This is a genomic window from Spirosoma sordidisoli, assembly GCF_004138325.1.
GTDB classification, from domain to species: Bacteria; Bacteroidota; Bacteroidia; order Cytophagales; family Spirosomataceae; genus Spirosoma; species Spirosoma sordidisoli.
The window spans coordinates 78,592-95,659 of the sequence record NZ_SBLB01000003.1 but is presented as its reverse complement, the minus strand read 5'-3'; the positions used below and the strand labels follow the sequence as shown (position 1 = coordinate 95,659).

Here is a 17,068-nt window from a genome sequence, read left to right as displayed (position 1 = left end):
GCTAGCGCATATTCATTCCACCATTCACATCGAGCACCGTGCCGGTGATGTAGTCGCCCCCTTCGCCACACAGAAACGCCACCGCCAGCCCAACGCTGCGGGGCTTTCCCAGGCCAAGGGGTACGGTAGCACTGAGTTTTTTTGTGCCTTCAACCCCGTGGGTATTCAGCATCAGTTCGGTCTCGATAATACCCGGCGCCACGGCGTTGACGTTGATTCCCAGCGGGGCACCCGTACGAGCCAGGGTTTTGGTCATGCCCAGCATCCCACTCTTGGTGGAGGTGTAGTGCATATGGCCGTACATCGATCCTCGTTCCGCCACTACGGAGCTGATGTTGATTACGCGTCCGTATTGCTGCTCCGCCATCATCATCATAGCCTCTTTGGCGCACAGAAAGCAACTCGTCAGGTTGGTATCCAGCACGTAACGCCAGTCTTCCAGGCTGATCTCGAAGATGTTTTTGTTTTGTGAGGTACCTGCGTTGTTGATCAGGATGTCCAAACGGCCAAAATGCTGTTTAACAGCGGCAAACATGGCTTTCACCTCGTCTTCCCGGCTCACATCGGCCTCGTAGGCCAGCAGATTACGGCCCATTTCCCGAATTTGTTCGGCCACGACTTCGCCGTCGAGGTTGAGTTTTTTGTCATTCAGCACAATGTCGGCTCCCTGCTCGGCCAACACCAGGGCAATGCCTTTACCGATGCCACGCGCGGCTCCGGTAACTAAGGCAATTTTGCCTTCCAGCGGTAAGGGCATCATCCGTTCCGACGAACCGGGTTTGGGTTGAGGGCTTCTCACTACGTTCGCCATATCAGTTGTTTTTTCCGTAAATCAGCAGACGGATCGAATTCGGTTTAAGCGTGCTTGCCGGGGAGGCTGTCGCCGTGCCGCCAGCCCCACGGTTCGGTTCGTGGGCTTCTACCAATCGATAGCCAGGTACGTTGATGGCCACGGACCGATCCGCTGACGGGTTAGTATTCCAGACCACAATGCCCAGCCGGTCGCCCTGGCGAAATCCTTTGGCCGTGATATCGGGGCCACTGACCTGAAAGCCTTCTTCGTCGACGAAGGTGCCCATCCGCAAAAACGACGCGTGGGCGTTTTCGAACCGGATCAGATCCTGTACGTATTGGGTAGCTACCTCAGCCGGGGCTTCCCTGATTTTGGCCGGAACGGGTGGGTAGTAGGTTACTTCGGCGTAGCTCTCGGCGGTGGGCATTTTTCCTTTCACCAGGTAGTCTACATCTTCTTCATAGCGGCTTTCGATCTCGTGGCGGAGGCCATACACGACCGCGAAGTTGGCTTCGGCGCGGGTAATCATCGGGTTGGCGTTCCGCTGCGTTTCGACCAGTTCGGGGAAGGTGTACCGGTACAGGGCCGGGAATGAATACTGCGCCGACCCAAAACCGATGGGTTCGATAGCGGTACCGATGCCCCAGCCATGGTGGTAATCGATGTTGTCCAGCACGCCGTCGTGGGTTGCTTCGGTCATGATGATAAATTCCGGGTCCAGCTTTTTCATGGCCGTCCGAATCTCGTTGAGCATCATGACCCGGTATTTGGTGCCCGATTCCTGCGGGAGTTTATGATCCTGAATTTTTGAAAAATTCAGCAGGGCTCCCTTCACCCCCGCCTGATCGTAGAGGATACCATCGGCACCCAGCTCCCGGGCCTGAAGAGCCAGGTTCATCATGGTTTTACGCCAATAGGCTGAGCTGTACGAGCTTTCGACAAAGACGACGGGCGTGGCACTGTTGTACTTCCGGATGCTGCTGGTATAAGCCATCTGGTCTTCGCGAACGGCCATGGTCTGGTTGCCGGCGTATTTATAGTACTCGCTCGTAGCATCCATCATGGTGGCGTTGGCATACAGGATGACCTTGAAGCCGCGTTTATGCGCCCGCTCGATCCCCGCTTTCAAAGCCGGCTGCCCGCCCAGCAAATCGTCCGGTATCCAGTTCGGAAACAGTCGGTCGTGCCCGCCATGCGCCCAGCCGAACAGGCCCAGGGTTTTGAGTCCGAATCTATCGGCAATGTCGCATAGCTTGTCGATCTCATCGTATCGCCACATCACGTAGCCGTTCTGTTGTTTCAGAATGGCCAGAAACCAGCCCGCATCCTGCTTTACCCAGGTCGGCAGCGTCGGTAGCGTAAACTGACTCAGATACCAGGTCCGGTAGCGCTTGGCCCCCGTGTGCCACGTCCCTCCATAGGGGGCAATATTGACCTCAGGTACTGTGAATGTTGTGCTAAACACCGGAAAAGTGATTGCCGAACTAAACGAAGCAGAGGGCGTATTGTAGGCTACCTCGAACTGTTTCTTGGTTCGGTCCGCATCGTGGCACCCGATGTACAATCCCTGCTGGGGGGTGTTGATCGTAAACCATTGCATGCTGCCCCGTCCACTGGGGTAATCGAACGACAGTTTGCCCATACTGGCGGGATCAGTATAGCAACGGCCGAGCGATTCGGGCCAATAGACACTGGGTTTACTATCCTTAGCCTGGATATCGGACAGGATCGGATAGGTGAGCTCCCGCAGGAGCCACGGTGACGCGTCGGGTTTATCGGCCTCTACGCTCAGGTTGCCGGAAAAGACAAAGGCATCGTCTTTCACCCCGACACGGAACACCGCTTTTACGGGCAACGCACGCCCTCCGCCCTGCAACCCACTGTACGTCAAGACGATTTCATTGCCCGTCTGCGCTACTTCAGGGGCTGTCTCCGGCAGTACCTCTACCAGTTTCGGGGCAAGGATGGTGCTTTCCAGCCGGTTCTGCAGGGTCAGCTTCCAGAGTTTCGACAGGGGCGTGCGGGTTGTCAGGGTCGTGCTACCCTTCGGCGCAATGGTCAGGTTTCCCTGCCGGTCGACAGACAGCGTGGCATGGGTGGTGGAGAGCCGGACCGACTGGGCCAGACCCGTCAGCGGCCACAGACCGGCCGCCAGCAGCGCCAATCCGAAATAAAGTGGGCGAAGGGAACGTAAATGTATCATAAATTATGAATCAGCATTAGTCCGGCAAGTTTGCTCAATACCCGGGATTCTGGTCGGCCTGCGTAAGGGCCAGATTGGAGTTAAGTTCGGAAAGGGGAATGGGGAACAGCGTGGCTCCCTCCCGTACGTTTTTGCCCTGGGCTTTGATGATGGCCGGAAACTGACCCGTGCGCATCAGGTCGAATAGCCGCTTGTTTTCAATCACAAATTCCAGGCTCCGCTCGCGGATAACTGCCTGCCGGAATGCGGCCTTGCTCAAACCCGCCGGCAGGTCGAACTCCGAGGGAGCGTTCAGCGGCACTTTGTACCCCCGACGCCGGACCTGATTGACAGCATCGTAGGCGGCCGGCGGGGGGCTGGCAGCGGCCTGTGACGCAGCCTCGGCAAAAATTAACAGTACATCCGCGTAGCGATGAATGATCGGGTTGCACGGACTGTTCCCGTTTGATACCTCGTTGGGGGCGTTGTACTTACCAAAGCCCGGAAACGGTTGGGGATAATCGAATACGCTGACAAGTTTGCCCGCCTTGTTGATAAACTTGTCATAAGTCGAAGCCGCCTTCCGCCCGTCTTTACTATCCCAGTTGAGCCAGATGTCGGACTTCTGTTCTACCGACCAGTTGGCGCTACCCAGAAAACAATTGGGGTTGTCGGAGCCTCCGGCATGGTTGAAGGAAGCGAACCAGGTACCAATGGTTGGCCCGTCGAACTGAATCGACTGGATGATTTCGGCATTGGCTTCGTTGCTGATGGAAAAAACAGACCTGAAATCGGGCAGTAGCTGGTATTGCTTTGAATCGATCACTTCTTTCGCCTTATCAGCGGCCTGCTGCCAGCGTTCTGTAGTCAGAAATACCTCTGCCAGCAACGTCTGAGCCGCTCCCCGGGTTGCTCGTCCCCATTCGGCCGCCGGGCGCGTCAGCGGCAGCACTTTCTCGGCTTCCAGCAAATCGGCTACAATCTGCTCATACACCTTTTCTCTGGGCACCTTCGGATTGTTGGTCTGACCGGTCGACTGAATTTCGGTTGTGGGCATAGGCACGCCACCGAAGAGCCGGACCAGGTTGAAGTAATTGTAGGCCCGCACGTATCGGCACTCACCGACCAGGGAGGCCCGGCGTGCTTCGTCCATTGGAATCGTTGGAATCCGCTGTATACCCGTATTGGAGCGATTGATGCACAGGTACATCTGCTGCCACAGTGCCGTATGAAACGGGTGATCGGGCGTGACATTGAAGTTATCGACTGCCTGGAAGGTGGCATTCCGGCCGATCATCACCTGGTCGTCGGCCAATAAACCGACGTTATAAAAGTTGCGCCTGAAATAATCGTCGCTGGTGAAAGGCTGATAGGCCGCAACAACGGCGGCTTCGGCATCGGCGGCCGTTTTATAGAAATTGTCTGCCGATACGAAACTGTACACCTCTTCCTGCAACGAATCCTGACAGCCCGGCAACAGGGCCAGCGAGAGCGACAGGCTCAGCGAGATCAGCCCCCGACGGAGGAGTGTTTGACGTGTGTTCATGAGTTGGTTACTTGTCGGTTTAAGAATGCGTTAAAAACCCAGTCGCAGGCCGGCTGTCCACATTTTGGCCGCCGGATACGCCCCGATATCGACACCTTTGCGCAGATCGGAGCCCGCCGTTGAGCTTACCTCCGGGTCGAACCCGGTATACCGCGTCACCGTCAGCAGGTTCTGACCGCTCACGTAAACCCGTGCTGACCGGAACCACTTTACGCCCAGCGATCCCACCGGAAGGTTGTAGCCCAGTTGAATGTTCCGCAGCCGGAAGTAGGAAGCATCCTCGAAAAAACGGTCGGATACCAGCGGACTGACGCTGGATGCGCGGGGATATTTGGCGTTTACGTTTCGGTTTTCGGTCGTCCAGCGGTCGGTGATGTCGGCTACCTGGTTGTTACCCCGGGCAAACACATCACTGAGCGTGAAATTGTTGGCATTGAAGACCGTGGCCCCCTGCACACCCTGAAACAGAACATTCAGATCAAAGGGGCCGTAGGTGAGCTGCGAGGTGAGGCCATAAATCAGGTCAGGGTTCGGTTTGCCCAGAATCGTCCGGTCGTCGGCCGTGATCCGGCCGTCCCCATTGAGGTCTTTGTACCGTTGCTCGCCCGCCCGGGCGTTAGGCATCAGACTGGTAGTGCCCTGGTCCTCTCCCCACAGGCCGTCGCGGACGTAGCCAAAAAAGGCCGACACTGGCTGACCCTCGCGGATGATGTTGACCGGCAAATCGACGGGTGAAGTGATCAGCGGGGCAAAAAACTGCCCCCCCCGAACGGCTACCGACTGTACCCGGTTCTGGTTGGTCGACAGATTCAGCCCGGCATTCCAGCGCAGTTTGCTGCGGTTGAGGATCGTCCCGTCTATGGAAACATCGAATCCCTGGTTGCGGATGGAACCCGAATTAAGCAAAATGCTGCTGAATCCGGATGAAATCGCGACCGGTACCTGAGCCAGCAGATCGGTGGTGTTCTTGACGTAATAATCGAGGCTTAGATTGACCCGACTATTCAGGAAGCTAACGTCGAGCCCGGCGTCATACTGCGTGGTGGTTTCCCACTTCAGGTCCGGGTTCGCCATCGTCGTGACGGCAAAGCCTACCACCGGTGCCTGAGTAACGCCCTGAATGCTGGTAACGGTATTGAGCCGGTTTAACGACTGATAGTTTCCAATTTCCTGATTCCCCGTTACGCCTATACTCGTACGTATCTTCAGATCAGAAATCCAGCTTACCGCCTTCATAAACGGTTCTTCCGACACCCGCCAGGCCAGCGCGGCCGACGGGAAGAAGCCCCATTTGTTCCCGGACCCAAACCGGGAAGACCCATCGGTCCGGGCCGAAACGGTTAGCAGATACCGGTCCCTGAAGCCATAGTTAACCCGGCCCAGCCACGACAACAGCGTGTTTTTGCTCCGGCCCGACCCGGGCAAACCCGGACTGTTGCCCGCCGACAGGTTATCCGTTCCAAACAGGTCGACGGCAAAGTTCTGAGAGCTGGCCGACAGTGAGGAGAACACGCTTTCCTGCCAGGTAAATCCGCCCGTGGCGTCGAGACTGTGATTCGCTCCAAGCTGTTTTTTATACGTCAGAATGTTTTCATTGAGGTAGGTCGATCCCTCCCCCGTGAAAACGCTGGCCTGGCCGGTCGATCCGGGGAGCTTCCGGGAAAAATAGCGGTCGGTACGGTCATTGCTATAGTCGATTCCCAGTCGTACACTCAGCGCCAATTCAGGCGAAAAAGCATAGGTCAGGTTTGTATTGGCCAGGATTCGGTTCGTGACCAGCTGGTTACTGAACTCCTGAGCCAATGCCAGCGGATTGGTACCGAACGGCTCCGTTGCCGGAATGGTATTGACCCGGAAATAGCTGCCGTCTGCGTTGTATACCGGGGCCAGCGGTGCGCTGATCAACGCGTTATACACCACCCCATTACCGAAGTTGATGCTGGTTCGGGCCTGCTGGTTGATGCTTCGCGATGCGGTGATGCTGGTCGACAGACTCAGTTTACGGCTGATGGTGTTATCCATGTTTGCCCGCACGGAACCCCGGCTGAAGCCCGAACCGATTACAATCCCCTGCTGATCGAACCAGTTGCCCGAGATGGCGTATCGACTGGTTTCTGACCCACCCGAGAACGACAGGGCATAATTCTGGATAGGAGCCGCCTGGAATAGCTCCTCCTGCCAGTCGGTACTGACGGGCCAGCTGCTTTTGTCAGGAAACGGTAGGGTGGTTTGCCCGAGGTTCCGGGCTTTTTCGTTGGCCAGATCCATGTACTGGGAGCCGTTCAGCAGTGGTAGTTTACGCCGAACCGTCTGTACCCCATAGTAGGCTTCGAAATCGACAGTACCGGGACCGGCTTTGCCACGACGAGTCGTTATGATGACGACCCCGTTGGCGCCCCGAGCACCGAAGATGGCGGTTGCCGACGCATCCTTAAGGACTTCCATCGAAATGATGTCGTTAGGATTGATGGTTGCCAACGGGTTGGTCGGCTGCGACTGACCGTCGTTCGTTCCGATGCTATTGTATACCGGAAAGCCATCAATGACGTAGAGCGGTTCATTACCGCCAAGGACTGAATTTCCCCCGCGTACCCGGATACTGATAGCCCCACCCGGTGCCGAATTCGACTGGATCACCTGTACCCCGGCAACCCTCCCCTGCAGGCCTTGCTCGGCCGAGGTGATGGGCATCTCTTTAATAGCCTGGGCCGACACCGACGCAATGGAGCCGGTTACGTCCCGTCGTTTCTGCGTACCGTAGCCGACCACCACCACCTCGTTCAGCGATTTATCGTCGGCAGCCAGGGTTACGCTGATTTCGGTCCGATTTCCCAGGACCACTTCGGTATTCTGGTAGCCAATGTAACTGACGGTGAGCGTTGCCGTAGGACTTGCGGTCAGTGTAAAGCGGCCATTGGCATCCGTAGTCGTTCCGATAGTTGATCCTTTGATCACCACCGACGCGCCGGGCAAAGGCGAGTTGTCGGTCCCTGAGAAAACAATACCTGTCACTTTTTGCTGGGCAAATACCGGATGGAGGATCGAAAGGCAAAGCGTGATTAACAGCGCTAAATAGGCGTATAGGCGTTTCATCTGTAATTGGCCTTGATTAAGGGTTGATGTTAAATCCGGCACAATTATAATAGCACATTTTCAATATACAACTGCACAATTTTATGCAAACGTTTGCGGGAACGTGTGCATAAAAAATTATTTTTGTGGAGTCAATTTTCGCTATCTTTCTCTCTCCCGTTCCATAGCTATGCCCCGTCTCGACCGCAGCCGCCGTACCACTGTTACTATTGTTGATATTGCTGAAAAGCTTCAGATTTCCTCGTCGACGGTATCCCGGGCGTTGCGTAATCATCCGGATATCCGACCTGAGACCGTTGAGGCCGTCAAGAATATGGCCAAGAAGCTGAACTACCAGCCCAACACCCAGGCCCAAAGCCTGCGCGAACGCCGGACACGGCTGCTGGGCGTACTGGTTCCGGAGATTCAGCAATTCTTTTACAGTTCGGTCCTCAACGGCATCGAAGAGGTTGCCTTCCGAAAAGGGTATCAGGTTGTGGTCTGTAAATCAGGCGAAACCTACGAGCGCGAGATGCTTCAGGCCTCAGCCATGGGGAATCAGGTAGATGGGATGATTGTGTGTCTATCGCAGCAAACCCGTAAAACCGAGCACTTCAGGCAGTTGAAGCAACAGGGTATGCCGCTGGTATTTTTTGATCGGGCGCCGGAGCGCTTTACCGCCCACAAAGTAGTGTTCGACAATGAAGCCCATACGTTTCAGTTAACTGAACATCTGCTCAAATCAGGTTTCAGCCGAATTGCCCTGTTAACCGGCCCGGCCCACCTGACTAGTTGCCAGGAGCAGATCCGGGGGTACGAAAAAGCCCTTGACCGCTACCAAAAAGGTGACGATACAACGCTGATACAGACAGTGGGGTTTGGCTACCAGGATGGCTGCGTGGGGTTTCAGAAGTTGATTAAGCAGCCAGCCCCGCCAGATGCTATTCTGGCAGGCAGCGACCAATTGGCCTTCGCCACTTTACTGGAAGCGCGTAGCCTTAAACTGGCCATTCCCGGTCAGTTAGGGCTCGCCGTTTGTGGGGGTGATCCGTTTCATGCCCGATTCGAAAACGCAGTGACAAGCCTGACGGCGAAAGGATTCGAAATGGGCAGCCGGGCCGCCTACCTCTGCATTCAGGACATTGAAAATACCGACAAAGCGGTTAAGGCCCGAACCGAACGGATCACCTCCGACCTGGTGATCCGGCATTCCAGTGTTCGTCCGCAGGGCGGGGAGTACGCTACTGGCGACTACAGCCGGCATATAGCCACTCATGAGCCAGGTGCCGACGAGGTTCACATTTATTAATTGACGGATAAAAGGCGGGGCTGGATCCCATAAGTAGAGTCACTCACAAGACGTCCCTGTTTTAGCCATTCAGGCATAGTCACCAGGTGCGCAGAAGAGAAAACGGCCCGAGTATGATCCGTCTATTTATCAAAAAATTACCGTTAAGCATGATCTAGCGGCAGTAGGCAGCTTACTCTCTTTATCAAGCCTATCGGTATTTGAGCTCCACCAACAAACGGTCATTAGACACTGAACTTCCGGTGATAGAATCGGGAAGCACGGGTACCTAATTAAGTAATATACAACCGCGCCTTATAGTTAACGGAGCCAGCTCACAGATCGAATGCAGGAAGAAGCCAGGGACGGAAAAACTGCAGGGCCGGCTGTAAAGGGCTAAAAACAAAAGCCCGGCTGCAAGGGCGACCGGGCGTTGTGATATTCTCAATATACTTTATTCTACCAATATACAAGCAAAAATCATGCCTGTGTCCGGCGTCGGTGCAGTTGAATTATTTCACCTATTTATTAAGCGGCACATCTTTATATAAACTCTTAATTATCAATGAGTTAATATTTAACAATTACCCCATAGACCATATTCCGAATTTGCCCTTTATAACACTGGCACGAAACCTGTTAGGTCGAAAAACGGCCTGCCAACCCATACTCACCTGAATTACCATCTGTAAATCAGTACATTACTCACTCGTTAGCTACTGTATCCACCCAATTTCCATAGCCCTTTTCAGACTGAGCATTTACTCCGGATTCGGGCCGTTCATTGATAGAATCACTCAAGTACGAACCCGTCACGAGCCGAGGGTTCGTACTTGTTTTCCGTAGGCATTGAGCAAAACAAACGCCCGGTTGCAGGGCTACCGGGCTTTGTAAACTCCTCTCAATATATTGTCTTGTCAGTCAACTCCGTACAGGTTGACTGTTTGTTTCTCTGTATTATCTAGCAAATTAATATTTGTTCCTATAAAAACAATCAAACTTATCAAATGTTACTCAAATTTGATTATTCGTAATTACATTTTCAAAAATATAAATTATTCGGTAACCAAATTTATCCGGCAATAGTGTGTATTACCGCGTCATTCTGCTCAGATCGGTATGCTAACAAGTTGCCTTTTCGCATCCGAACGGCTACTCAGCGGCTAGAAAGGCTTCTGCTGGCCAGGCGCTGGTCAATCTGCCGGGTTATTTCGGCAAAATCGGCCGGATGCTCCGCATAGTCGAGCGTGTTCACATCCAGAATGAGCAAATCGCCCTGTTCGTAAGTATCCACGAACTGGTCGTACAGCTGATTAAGGCTGAGCAGGTATTCATCGCTGATACGCTGCTCGAACGACCGGCCCCGCTTCTGGATCTGTTCGCGGAGTTTGGGCAGGTCAGCCCGCAGGTAGATCATCAGGTCGGGCGGCTGCACCAGGCTCATCATGTTATCGAACAGATTCAGATAGGTCTGGTAATCGCGCTCGGCCATTTGATCACTCTGGTAGAGGTTGCGGGCAAAGATGGCGGCATCTTCGTAGATCGTGCGGTCCTGAACCACGGTATGTACCTGACGGGGGTTGTCGCGGTTAGCCTCCCGAATGGCCATAATTGTTTTGACCTGGGCGAACCGACTGTTCAGAAAATAGATTTGTAAGTTAAAGGCCCAGCGGGGCATGTCGGCGTAAAAATCAGCCAGATACGGATTGCCTTCCACGGCTTCGTAGAGTACCTCCCAGCCGTATCGGGCAGCCAGCATCTCGGCCAGCGTGGTCTTGCCGGCGCCTATATTTCCTGTGATCGCAATGTGCATTCGGGTCAGGCGCGCCCCGTGATTAGGTGAGTCGATCGGGCCGCCTATCAGCTAACCGCTGCTAACTATCGAGTGTTTTCCGTTAATTTTGTAGTATGAAACCGTACCGCGTCTTACTCTACTATATTTATTCACCCATCGAGAACCCCGACCAGTACCGCGACGAGCATCATCGGCTGTGCCTGCGGCTGAACTTGCTGGGCCGGGTAATTGTAGCCCCCGAAGGACTCAACGGCACCGTTTCGGGCCTGACCGCCGATTGTGAAGCGTACAAGGCCGCGCTCCACGCCGACCCGCGCTTTGCCGACATCGAGTTTAAGGTCGACGAGGCCGACGGGCATACTTTTCAGAAACTACACGTTCGGGTAAAGCCCGAAATTGTGCACTCCGACCTGCCCGTCGATCCGCGCCGGCAAACGGGTATCCATCTGGAACCCGAGGAGTTTCAGCAGCTCAAAAACGATCCGGATGTGGTTCTGGTCGATATGCGATCGAATTACGAACATGCCGTTGGCCGGTTCAGGGGAGCGGTGACGTTCGATATGGAGAACCTACGCGAACTGCCCGAGCATGTCCACGAGATCGAACACCTCAAAGACAAAAAAATCATTACTTATTGCACCGGGGGCATCAAGTGCGAAAAAGCCAGCGCTTATCTGCTGTCGCAGGGCTTTCAGAACGTGTACCAACTCCACGGTGGCATTATCAAGTACGGCATGGAAGCGGGAGGCACTGACTTCGACGGCCAGTGTTACGTGTTCGACAACCGGGTTACGGTCGACGTCAATCACGTGAATCCAACCACGGTGTCGGTCTGTTACCGCTGCGGCACCCCTACCAGCCGCATGATCAACTGCGCCAGCCCGGCCTGCAACAACCACGTTACCCTCTGCGAATCCTGTGGCGATGAACACGGCGGGACCTGCACCGATGCCTGCAAAACCGACCCGGAACTGCGCCCCTACGATGGCACCGGCTATTACGGCAAGCAATCCGTTGGGTATACGCCGGCGCAGGGCTACATCAGCCGTCGGGGTCAGAAAATTGACCTGAGCGCCCCACGGCTGGTCGCTGCCAGCACGGATACGCCGTCGGTCTAGTTACTGGTTAAGCTAGGGTAAGGCGTTCTGCAGAAACCGAAGCGCATTGCCAAAAAAAATCGCGTCGATGGCGTCGGCTGGATAGCCCCGGGCAGCCAGCCGGTCGCCAAGCCGTTGCAGATCGGCAATGGTATCGAGATCCGTAGGCGACTGCTCCCGACCAAACGCTCCGTCGAGGTCGGACCCGATAGCGCAGTGCAGCGCGTTGCCGGCCAGCTGGCAGATGTGGTCGTAGTGATCAACGATCGTCTCGATGGTTATACCGAAGTCGGCCGGGTTACTCTGACGCTGGGTCAGCCCGGGCTTCATCATCCAGGCATCAAAACACCCGCCAATAACCGCCCCGCGCTCAACGAGCTGGCGGATCTGACGGTCGGTGAGTTGCCGCTGGTGCGGTACCAGGGCCCGGCAGTTGTGGTGACTGGCCCAGATCGGCCCGCTGTAGAGCGCCAATGCTTCCTCGAATCCTTCGTCGGTCAGGTGGGTTACGTCGAGAATCATCCCTAGCCGATCCATTTCCCGCAGCAGCTCGCGGCCACGGGCTGTTAGGGGACCGCTTAGTCCGGTACCGGGGGCATAGCGTCCATCGCGGTAGTGGGCTGGCCCTATCGCCCGCAGGCCATACGCATAAGCCCGTTCAACGTAGGAAAGGTCGATCAACGAATCGGCTCCTTCCAGACTCAGCACAAAACCGACAGGCTTTTGATCAGCGGGTTCGCTCTGGTCCTGCCAGCGGGCAAGGTGCGCATCGAGGTCGGCCCGGCTGGCAATGAGTACCATCTGCTGTTCGTCTTCCATCGCCTGATACCAGGCCCGCTGCGCCTGCGTCATGGCCCAGGCCTGGGCGGGCGAGTTCCAGCCCGAACCCGGCAGTACAGCACCCGAACCGTCCGCATCGGAGGGGTTGACCCGGGCAATCTGCGTGGCAACGACCAATCCAATATGGCCCCGCCGAAGGTCGGGGAGCGACACCACGTTTTTACCCCGATCAATCTTGTCGGTCATGCCCTGCTCCGAAGCCCGAATGGCGGTTACCGGCTGACGGTAGTCGCGGTTCCATTCGATGGCATTCATGGCCAGGTCCAGATGGGTATCGATGATGAACATAGGCGGTTGAAATGACGGGTTAATGGCCCCGGGCGGTTACCTCCCACCGACCAGTCCATTGATTATTGACCACCACATCGGCCTGATCGTACAGGTTGACCGTCGGGCAGATATGTACCGGCACCCCGTACCATACGTCGCCGGGCTGGTATGGGCTGCTGTCCTCCACGCGCACGACCAGATGTTCTTCGCTCTGTCCTATGGGTTGCGCACTGGGTTCGTTCAGAAAAACGACCCGGGGCAGCGGGTTTTCGGCCGCGACGGACTTGTGACCGAGGTCGAGACAAATGGTTTGCGGATCGACAATGGAAATGACCCGCATCAGCAGAACGGCAGCCATGACAAACGGCTGATCCGGCAGCATCTGGGCGTAGCCCGCATCCCAGAATACAAACGTACCGGGACTCAGCTCCAGACCAGGCCGACGTGCGTGCATGGAAAAACTCGGTGAGCCGCCCATGATCAGCGGCAACGTTTCGCCCCCCGCGTCAGCAATAGCCTGCTGAACGCCCGCAGCCAGCCTAAAGCTTTCGTCGGTCCGCCGGGCGCGGTCCGTAAGATCGGTATCCCGAATGTGGCCGTCGTAAGCGTGCAGCCCCACCACCCGAATGCCGGGTTGCAACTGGCAGTGATCGTACAGGGCCGGTGCGTCGGCGGGCTTGATACCGGTTCGGTTCATTCCCACGTTCAGGTCGATGTACACGTCGAGCGGGCTGGCCACGAACGAAGCTGACAGGCGATCGGCTGCGGTTTCGTTATCGATCAGACAGGCAAATCGAACGGCGGGGTACTGATCCCTCAGCTCGGCCAGCCGCTGTACTGATGGACCAACCAGTGGATACGCCAGCAGGACGTCCCGCGCACCGGCATCGGCCAGCATCCGGGCTTCGCGCAGGGTGGCGCACTTGAAAGCCACGATCCCCTCCGCCAGGAGCAGCTCGGTTACGGCCCGCATCTTGTGGGTTTTCACGTGCGGCCGCAGTCGCTCCGCCCCCTTTCCATCCGCCATACCAGCAATTTGCAGGGCCGAGTGGATATTAGCCGTCACCCGGTCCGGGTATACCAGCAAGGCGGGTGAGGCAATGGTGTCGGGATTTTCTACTTCATACCAGTTCATGACTGCGGCACCCGGGCAATCACATCGATTTCTACCTTGATCCCTTTGGCCAGCCCCGACTGAACGGTAGTACGCGCCGGCAGAACCCCCGGAAAGTAGGTTGCGTAAACGGCGTTATAGGCCTCGAAGTCGTTGATATTGGCCAAATGGGCGGTCGTCTTCACCACATCATCCCAGGTGCAACCCGCGCCCTCCAGCAGTTCCTGGATGTTCTGCATAACGCGATTGGTTTCTTCCTCGATAGTGCCCAGCATGACCTCACCGGTTAGATAGTCCAGGGGGGTCTGACCGGATACGAAGAGCCAGCCATCGCAAACGAGACCGGGCGAATAGGCAGGTGTTATAAGTCCTTCTTTAACAACAGGATGATGAATGGGTGTTTTTGTGGCCATGTCGGGTTGGTTTGTACTGGCTGCAAAAGAAACAGTTTTTGTGTCCCTACCCAATTTATTTACCCACTATCGACCCGCCAGCCTTCGAATCCGATCGCGTATCAGGAGTACCTTTTCCGGTCATCAGGCCCACAGCCCGATGGTCGCAAAAGCAGCAGCTTCGGGCGTATTTGCGTAGTTTTGCAAAAACAGCCGGTCTTATTCATACCGGCGACATACGAACTCGTTATGGCTGACAGAAAGCCCCTGATTTTAATTTCGAACGACGACGGTATCACCTCCCACGGCATCCGGACACTCGTTGACTTGATGAAACAACTGGGCTCGGTGGTGGTCGTGGCGCCCAACAGCCCGCAGTCGGGCATGGGACATGCCATTACCATAGCCAACCCGATCCGGCTTTATCCATCCGATATTTTTGGCGAGGTACCCGCCTACGAATGTTCCGGCACCCCCGCCGACTGCGTCAAGCTGGCGAAACACCACGTGCTCAGGGACCGGGCTCCCGACCTGGTTGTGAGCGGTATCAACCACGGCAGCAACTCATCCATCAGCGTGCTGTATTCCGGCACCATGTCGGCCGCCATCGAAGCGGCTATTGAAGGCATTCCCGCCATTGGTTTTTCGCTCGGCGATTTTACCCGCCAGCCCGACTTTTCGCATACGCACGATCACATCCTGCGCATTGCCAGTAATGTACTCGAGCGCGGTATGCAGCGCGGTACCGCCCTGAACGTGAACTTCCCGGCCCGGACGGCAGAACCGATCAAAGGCATCCGGATCTGTCGGCAGGCTAACGCCAAATGGCAGGAGGTGTTCGACGAGCGACGCGACCCCCACGGGCGTCGGTATTTCTGGCTCGCGGGCGATTTTGTCAATTTCGACACGCATGCCGAGGACACCGACGAGTATGCGCTGTCACAAAACTATACCTCCGTTGTGCCGTGCCAGTATGACCTGACCGCCTACAGCATGATGGATCAATTACGTAACTGGAATCTGTAACCAAATGCTACCCGATAAACGAAACAATGAGCAATCGACACCCCAGTTGGTTCGTCTGGGTCGTTCATTAGATAGCATTCATCCTTATTAAGAATGGCACTTCTCGGCAGTATGTTAAAAACCGGCATTCGGCTTACGAATGTCGTACAGCGCAGGCAGCTGAATCCGCTGAAACAACAGCGGAAGGCGTTCCGCAAACTGGTCGGCAAAGCCCGGTTTACGGATTTTGGCACCACCTACCACTTTGAGGAACTGCTCAGCGCAGCCGAATTTGGCGGCAAGCGGGAGTTCTACGAAAAATTCAAGCAGAACGTCCCCATCCACGACTACAACCGCATGTTCGACAGGTGGTGGAAACGGTCGCTGGCGGGCGAAAAAGATGTAGCCTGGCCGGGGAAGGTGAAGTATTTTGCGCTGAGTTCCGGCACCTCCGAAGCGGCTTCGAAATACATTCCGGTAACCAAGTCGATGTCGAAGGCCATTCAGCGAACGGGCGTACGGCAGATTCTGACGCTGGGACGCTACCAGAACCTGCCGCCGACCCTTTACGAAAAAGGCTGTTTGATGCTCGGGGGTAGCACCGACCTCAACGCCCGGGGGGATCACTTCGAAGGTGACCTTAGCGGGATTACCGCCAGCCGGATACCCCTGTGGTTCGAGCGGTTCTATAAACCGGGCCGCGAAATTGCTCAGGAGCGCGACTGGGCGCTGAAGCTCGACGAAATTACCGAACAGGCCGCCAACTGGGATATCGGCTACGTAGTGGGCGTACCGGCCTGGATACAGCTGCTGATGGAGAAAATCATTGCCCGCTACCAGGTAAAGACCATCCACGACATATGGCCCAACCTGATGGTGTTTTGCCACGGGGGCGTCTCGTTCGAACCCTACCGGGCTGGATTTGAGAAGCTCCTCGCCCACCCCATCACCTATATTGAAACCTACCTGGCTTCGGAAGGCTTTATCGCTTACCAGACCCACCCGAACGCGGAGGGTATGCAGCTGGTGCTGAACAATGGGTTGTTCTTCGAGTTCATTCCCTTCAACGAGCAGAACTTCACCGCCGATGGCGAGCTGACGGAGAACCCCCAAACGCTGATGATCGACGAGGTAGACGAAGGCAAAGAATACGCCCTGCTCCTGTCGACCTGCTCCGGCGCGTGGCGCTACCTCATTGGCGATACCATCCGGTTCGTCAGCAAACAGCGGTCAGAAATCATCATTACGGGTCGCACGAAGCACTTCCTGAGCCTCTGTGGCGAACACCTGAGCGTCGACAATATGAACCGGGCTATCGAGATGGTATCCGAAGAACTCGGCATTTCGGTGCGGGAGTTTACCGTGGCCGGCGTTACCCACGATACCCTGTTCGCCCACAACTGGTACATCGGCACCGACGACCCGGTCAACCCCGACGCGCTGCGTACCCGACTCGACGAGAAACTGAAGGAGCTCAACGACGACTATGCCGTAGAACGCCGTCATGCGCTGAAAGAAATTACGGTTACGGTGCTGCCCACCGACACGTTCTACAAGTGGATGAAGTCGAAGGGCAAGCTGGGGGGGCAGCATAAGTTTCCGCGGGTGCTGAAAAAAGGGCTGATCAACGAGTGGGAGTCGTTTCTGGCTACGGCCTGACCAGGACCCGGCGCC

The 17,068-nt window shown here is 55.9% G+C and carries 12 protein-coding genes; 4 read left to right on the top strand and 8 right to left on the bottom strand.

Annotated features, from left to right (window positions below):
- Position 1 precedes the first annotated feature (1 nt).
- The 4 genes from EQG79_RS12270 to EQG79_RS12255 are packed head-to-tail and all read right to left on the bottom strand — an operon-like array spanning position 2 to position 7,614.
- Positions 2-811 carry an SDR family NAD(P)-dependent oxidoreductase gene (locus EQG79_RS12270; RefSeq protein WP_236648710.1) on the bottom strand — a complete coding sequence of 270 codons (810 nt, stop codon included), beginning with the start codon at positions 809-811 and terminating at the stop codon, positions 2-4.
- A gap of 1 nt (position 812) precedes the next feature.
- The gene (locus tag EQG79_RS12265; protein WP_129601646.1) at positions 813-2,996 is read right to left on the bottom strand and encodes a DUF6259 domain-containing protein; all 2,184 of its coding nucleotides are present in this window, start codon (positions 2,994-2,996) and stop codon (positions 813-815) included.
- Positions 2,997-3,030: 34 nt separating this feature from the next.
- Positions 3,031-4,521 (bottom strand): RagB/SusD family nutrient uptake outer membrane protein, encoded by a 1,491-nt coding sequence (locus EQG79_RS12260; protein WP_077921046.1) that lies wholly within the window; start codon positions 4,519-4,521, stop codon positions 3,031-3,033.
- 30 nt (positions 4,522-4,551) lie between these two features.
- A complete protein-coding gene (locus EQG79_RS12255; protein WP_129601645.1) occupies positions 4,552-7,614 on the bottom strand; it encodes a SusC/RagA family TonB-linked outer membrane protein in 3,063 nt (1,020 codons plus the stop codon).
- A gap of 169 nt (positions 7,615-7,783) precedes the next feature.
- On the opposite strand from EQG79_RS12255, the gene EQG79_RS12250 reads away from it, so the two are divergent.
- The gene (locus EQG79_RS12250) at positions 7,784-8,902 is read left to right on the top strand and encodes a LacI family DNA-binding transcriptional regulator (protein WP_129601644.1); all 1,119 of its coding nucleotides are present in this window, start codon (positions 7,784-7,786) and stop codon (positions 8,900-8,902) included.
- Positions 8,903-10,037: 1,135 nt separating this feature from the next.
- Here the strand turns inward: EQG79_RS12250 and EQG79_RS12245 are convergent.
- Positions 10,038-10,694: a deoxynucleoside kinase gene (locus EQG79_RS12245; RefSeq protein WP_129601643.1), complete on the bottom strand. Its 657-nt coding sequence runs from the start codon at positions 10,692-10,694 to the stop codon at positions 10,038-10,040.
- A gap of 95 nt (positions 10,695-10,789) precedes the next feature.
- Here EQG79_RS12245 and trhO point away from each other — a divergent pair, with 95 nt between their 5' ends.
- Positions 10,790-11,794: an oxygen-dependent tRNA uridine(34) hydroxylase TrhO gene (gene trhO, locus EQG79_RS12240; protein ID WP_129601642.1), complete on the top strand. Its 1,005-nt coding sequence runs from the start codon at positions 10,790-10,792 to the stop codon at positions 11,792-11,794.
- 12 nt (positions 11,795-11,806) lie between these two features.
- Here trhO and EQG79_RS12235 read toward each other — a convergent pair whose 3' ends face one another.
- From EQG79_RS12235 to EQG79_RS12225, 3 genes are read right to left on the bottom strand one after another with little or no spacing between them, the layout of a single operon-like run.
- Complete coding sequence (locus EQG79_RS12235; protein WP_129601641.1) at positions 11,807-12,901, bottom strand: dipeptidase; 1,095 nt, start codon at positions 12,899-12,901, stop codon at positions 11,807-11,809.
- A gap of 19 nt (positions 12,902-12,920) precedes the next feature.
- On the bottom strand, positions 12,921-14,018 hold the full coding sequence (locus EQG79_RS12230) for a D-TA family PLP-dependent enzyme (RefSeq protein WP_129601640.1): 1,098 nt from the start codon (positions 14,016-14,018) through the stop codon (positions 12,921-12,923).
- Positions 14,015-14,410 carry a RidA family protein gene (locus EQG79_RS12225; protein WP_077921053.1) on the bottom strand — a complete coding sequence of 132 codons (396 nt, stop codon included), beginning with the start codon at positions 14,408-14,410 and terminating at the stop codon, positions 14,015-14,017. Before EQG79_RS12225 ends, EQG79_RS12230 begins: the two co-directional genes overlap by 4 nt.
- A 228-nt stretch (positions 14,411-14,638) precedes the next feature.
- Here EQG79_RS12225 and surE point away from each other — a divergent pair, with 228 nt between their 5' ends.
- Together surE and EQG79_RS12215 are read left to right on the top strand one after the other, a co-directional pair.
- Positions 14,639-15,415, top strand: a complete 777-nt coding sequence (surE, locus tag EQG79_RS12220; protein WP_129601639.1) for a 5'/3'-nucleotidase SurE — start codon at positions 14,639-14,641, stop codon at positions 15,413-15,415.
- A gap of 93 nt (positions 15,416-15,508) precedes the next feature.
- Entirely contained in the window at positions 15,509-17,053 is a 1,545-nt protein-coding gene (locus tag EQG79_RS12215) for a GH3 family domain-containing protein (protein ID WP_077921055.1), read from the top strand.
- The last annotated feature ends 15 nt before the right edge of the window (positions 17,054-17,068 follow it).

Excerpts from the sequence above, each read along its gene's own strand:
- EQG79_RS12235 (WP_129601641.1), bottom strand. The coding sequence starts at position 12,901 with ATGTTCATCATCGATACCCATCTGGACCTGGCCATGAATGCCATCGAA.
- EQG79_RS12225 (WP_077921053.1), bottom strand. The coding sequence starts at position 14,410 with ATGGCCACAAAAACACCCATTCATCATCCTGTTGTTAAAGAAGGACTT.
- EQG79_RS12245 (WP_129601643.1), bottom strand. The coding sequence starts at position 10,694 with ATGCACATTGCGATCACAGGAAATATAGGCGCCGGCAAGACCACGCTG.
- EQG79_RS12265 (WP_129601646.1), bottom strand. The coding sequence starts at position 2,996 with ATGATACATTTACGTTCCCTTCGCCCACTTTATTTCGGATTGGCGCTG.
- EQG79_RS12270 (WP_236648710.1), bottom strand. The coding sequence starts at position 811 with ATGGCGAACGTAGTGAGAAGCCCTCAACCCAAACCCGGTTCGTCGGAA.
- EQG79_RS12255 (WP_129601645.1), bottom strand. The coding sequence starts at position 7,614 with ATGAAACGCCTATACGCCTATTTAGCGCTGTTAATCACGCTTTGCCTT.
- EQG79_RS12250 (WP_129601644.1), top strand. The coding sequence starts at position 7,784 with ATGCCCCGTCTCGACCGCAGCCGCCGTACCACTGTTACTATTGTTGAT.
- surE (WP_129601639.1), top strand. The coding sequence starts at position 14,639 with ATGGCTGACAGAAAGCCCCTGATTTTAATTTCGAACGACGACGGTATC.
- EQG79_RS12215 (WP_077921055.1), top strand. The coding sequence starts at position 15,509 with ATGGCACTTCTCGGCAGTATGTTAAAAACCGGCATTCGGCTTACGAAT.
- EQG79_RS12260 (WP_077921046.1), bottom strand. The coding sequence starts at position 4,521 with ATGAACACACGTCAAACACTCCTCCGTCGGGGGCTGATCTCGCTGAGC.
- EQG79_RS12230 (WP_129601640.1), bottom strand. The coding sequence starts at position 14,018 with ATGAACTGGTATGAAGTAGAAAATCCCGACACCATTGCCTCACCCGCC.
- trhO (WP_129601642.1), top strand. The coding sequence starts at position 10,790 with ATGAAACCGTACCGCGTCTTACTCTACTATATTTATTCACCCATCGAG.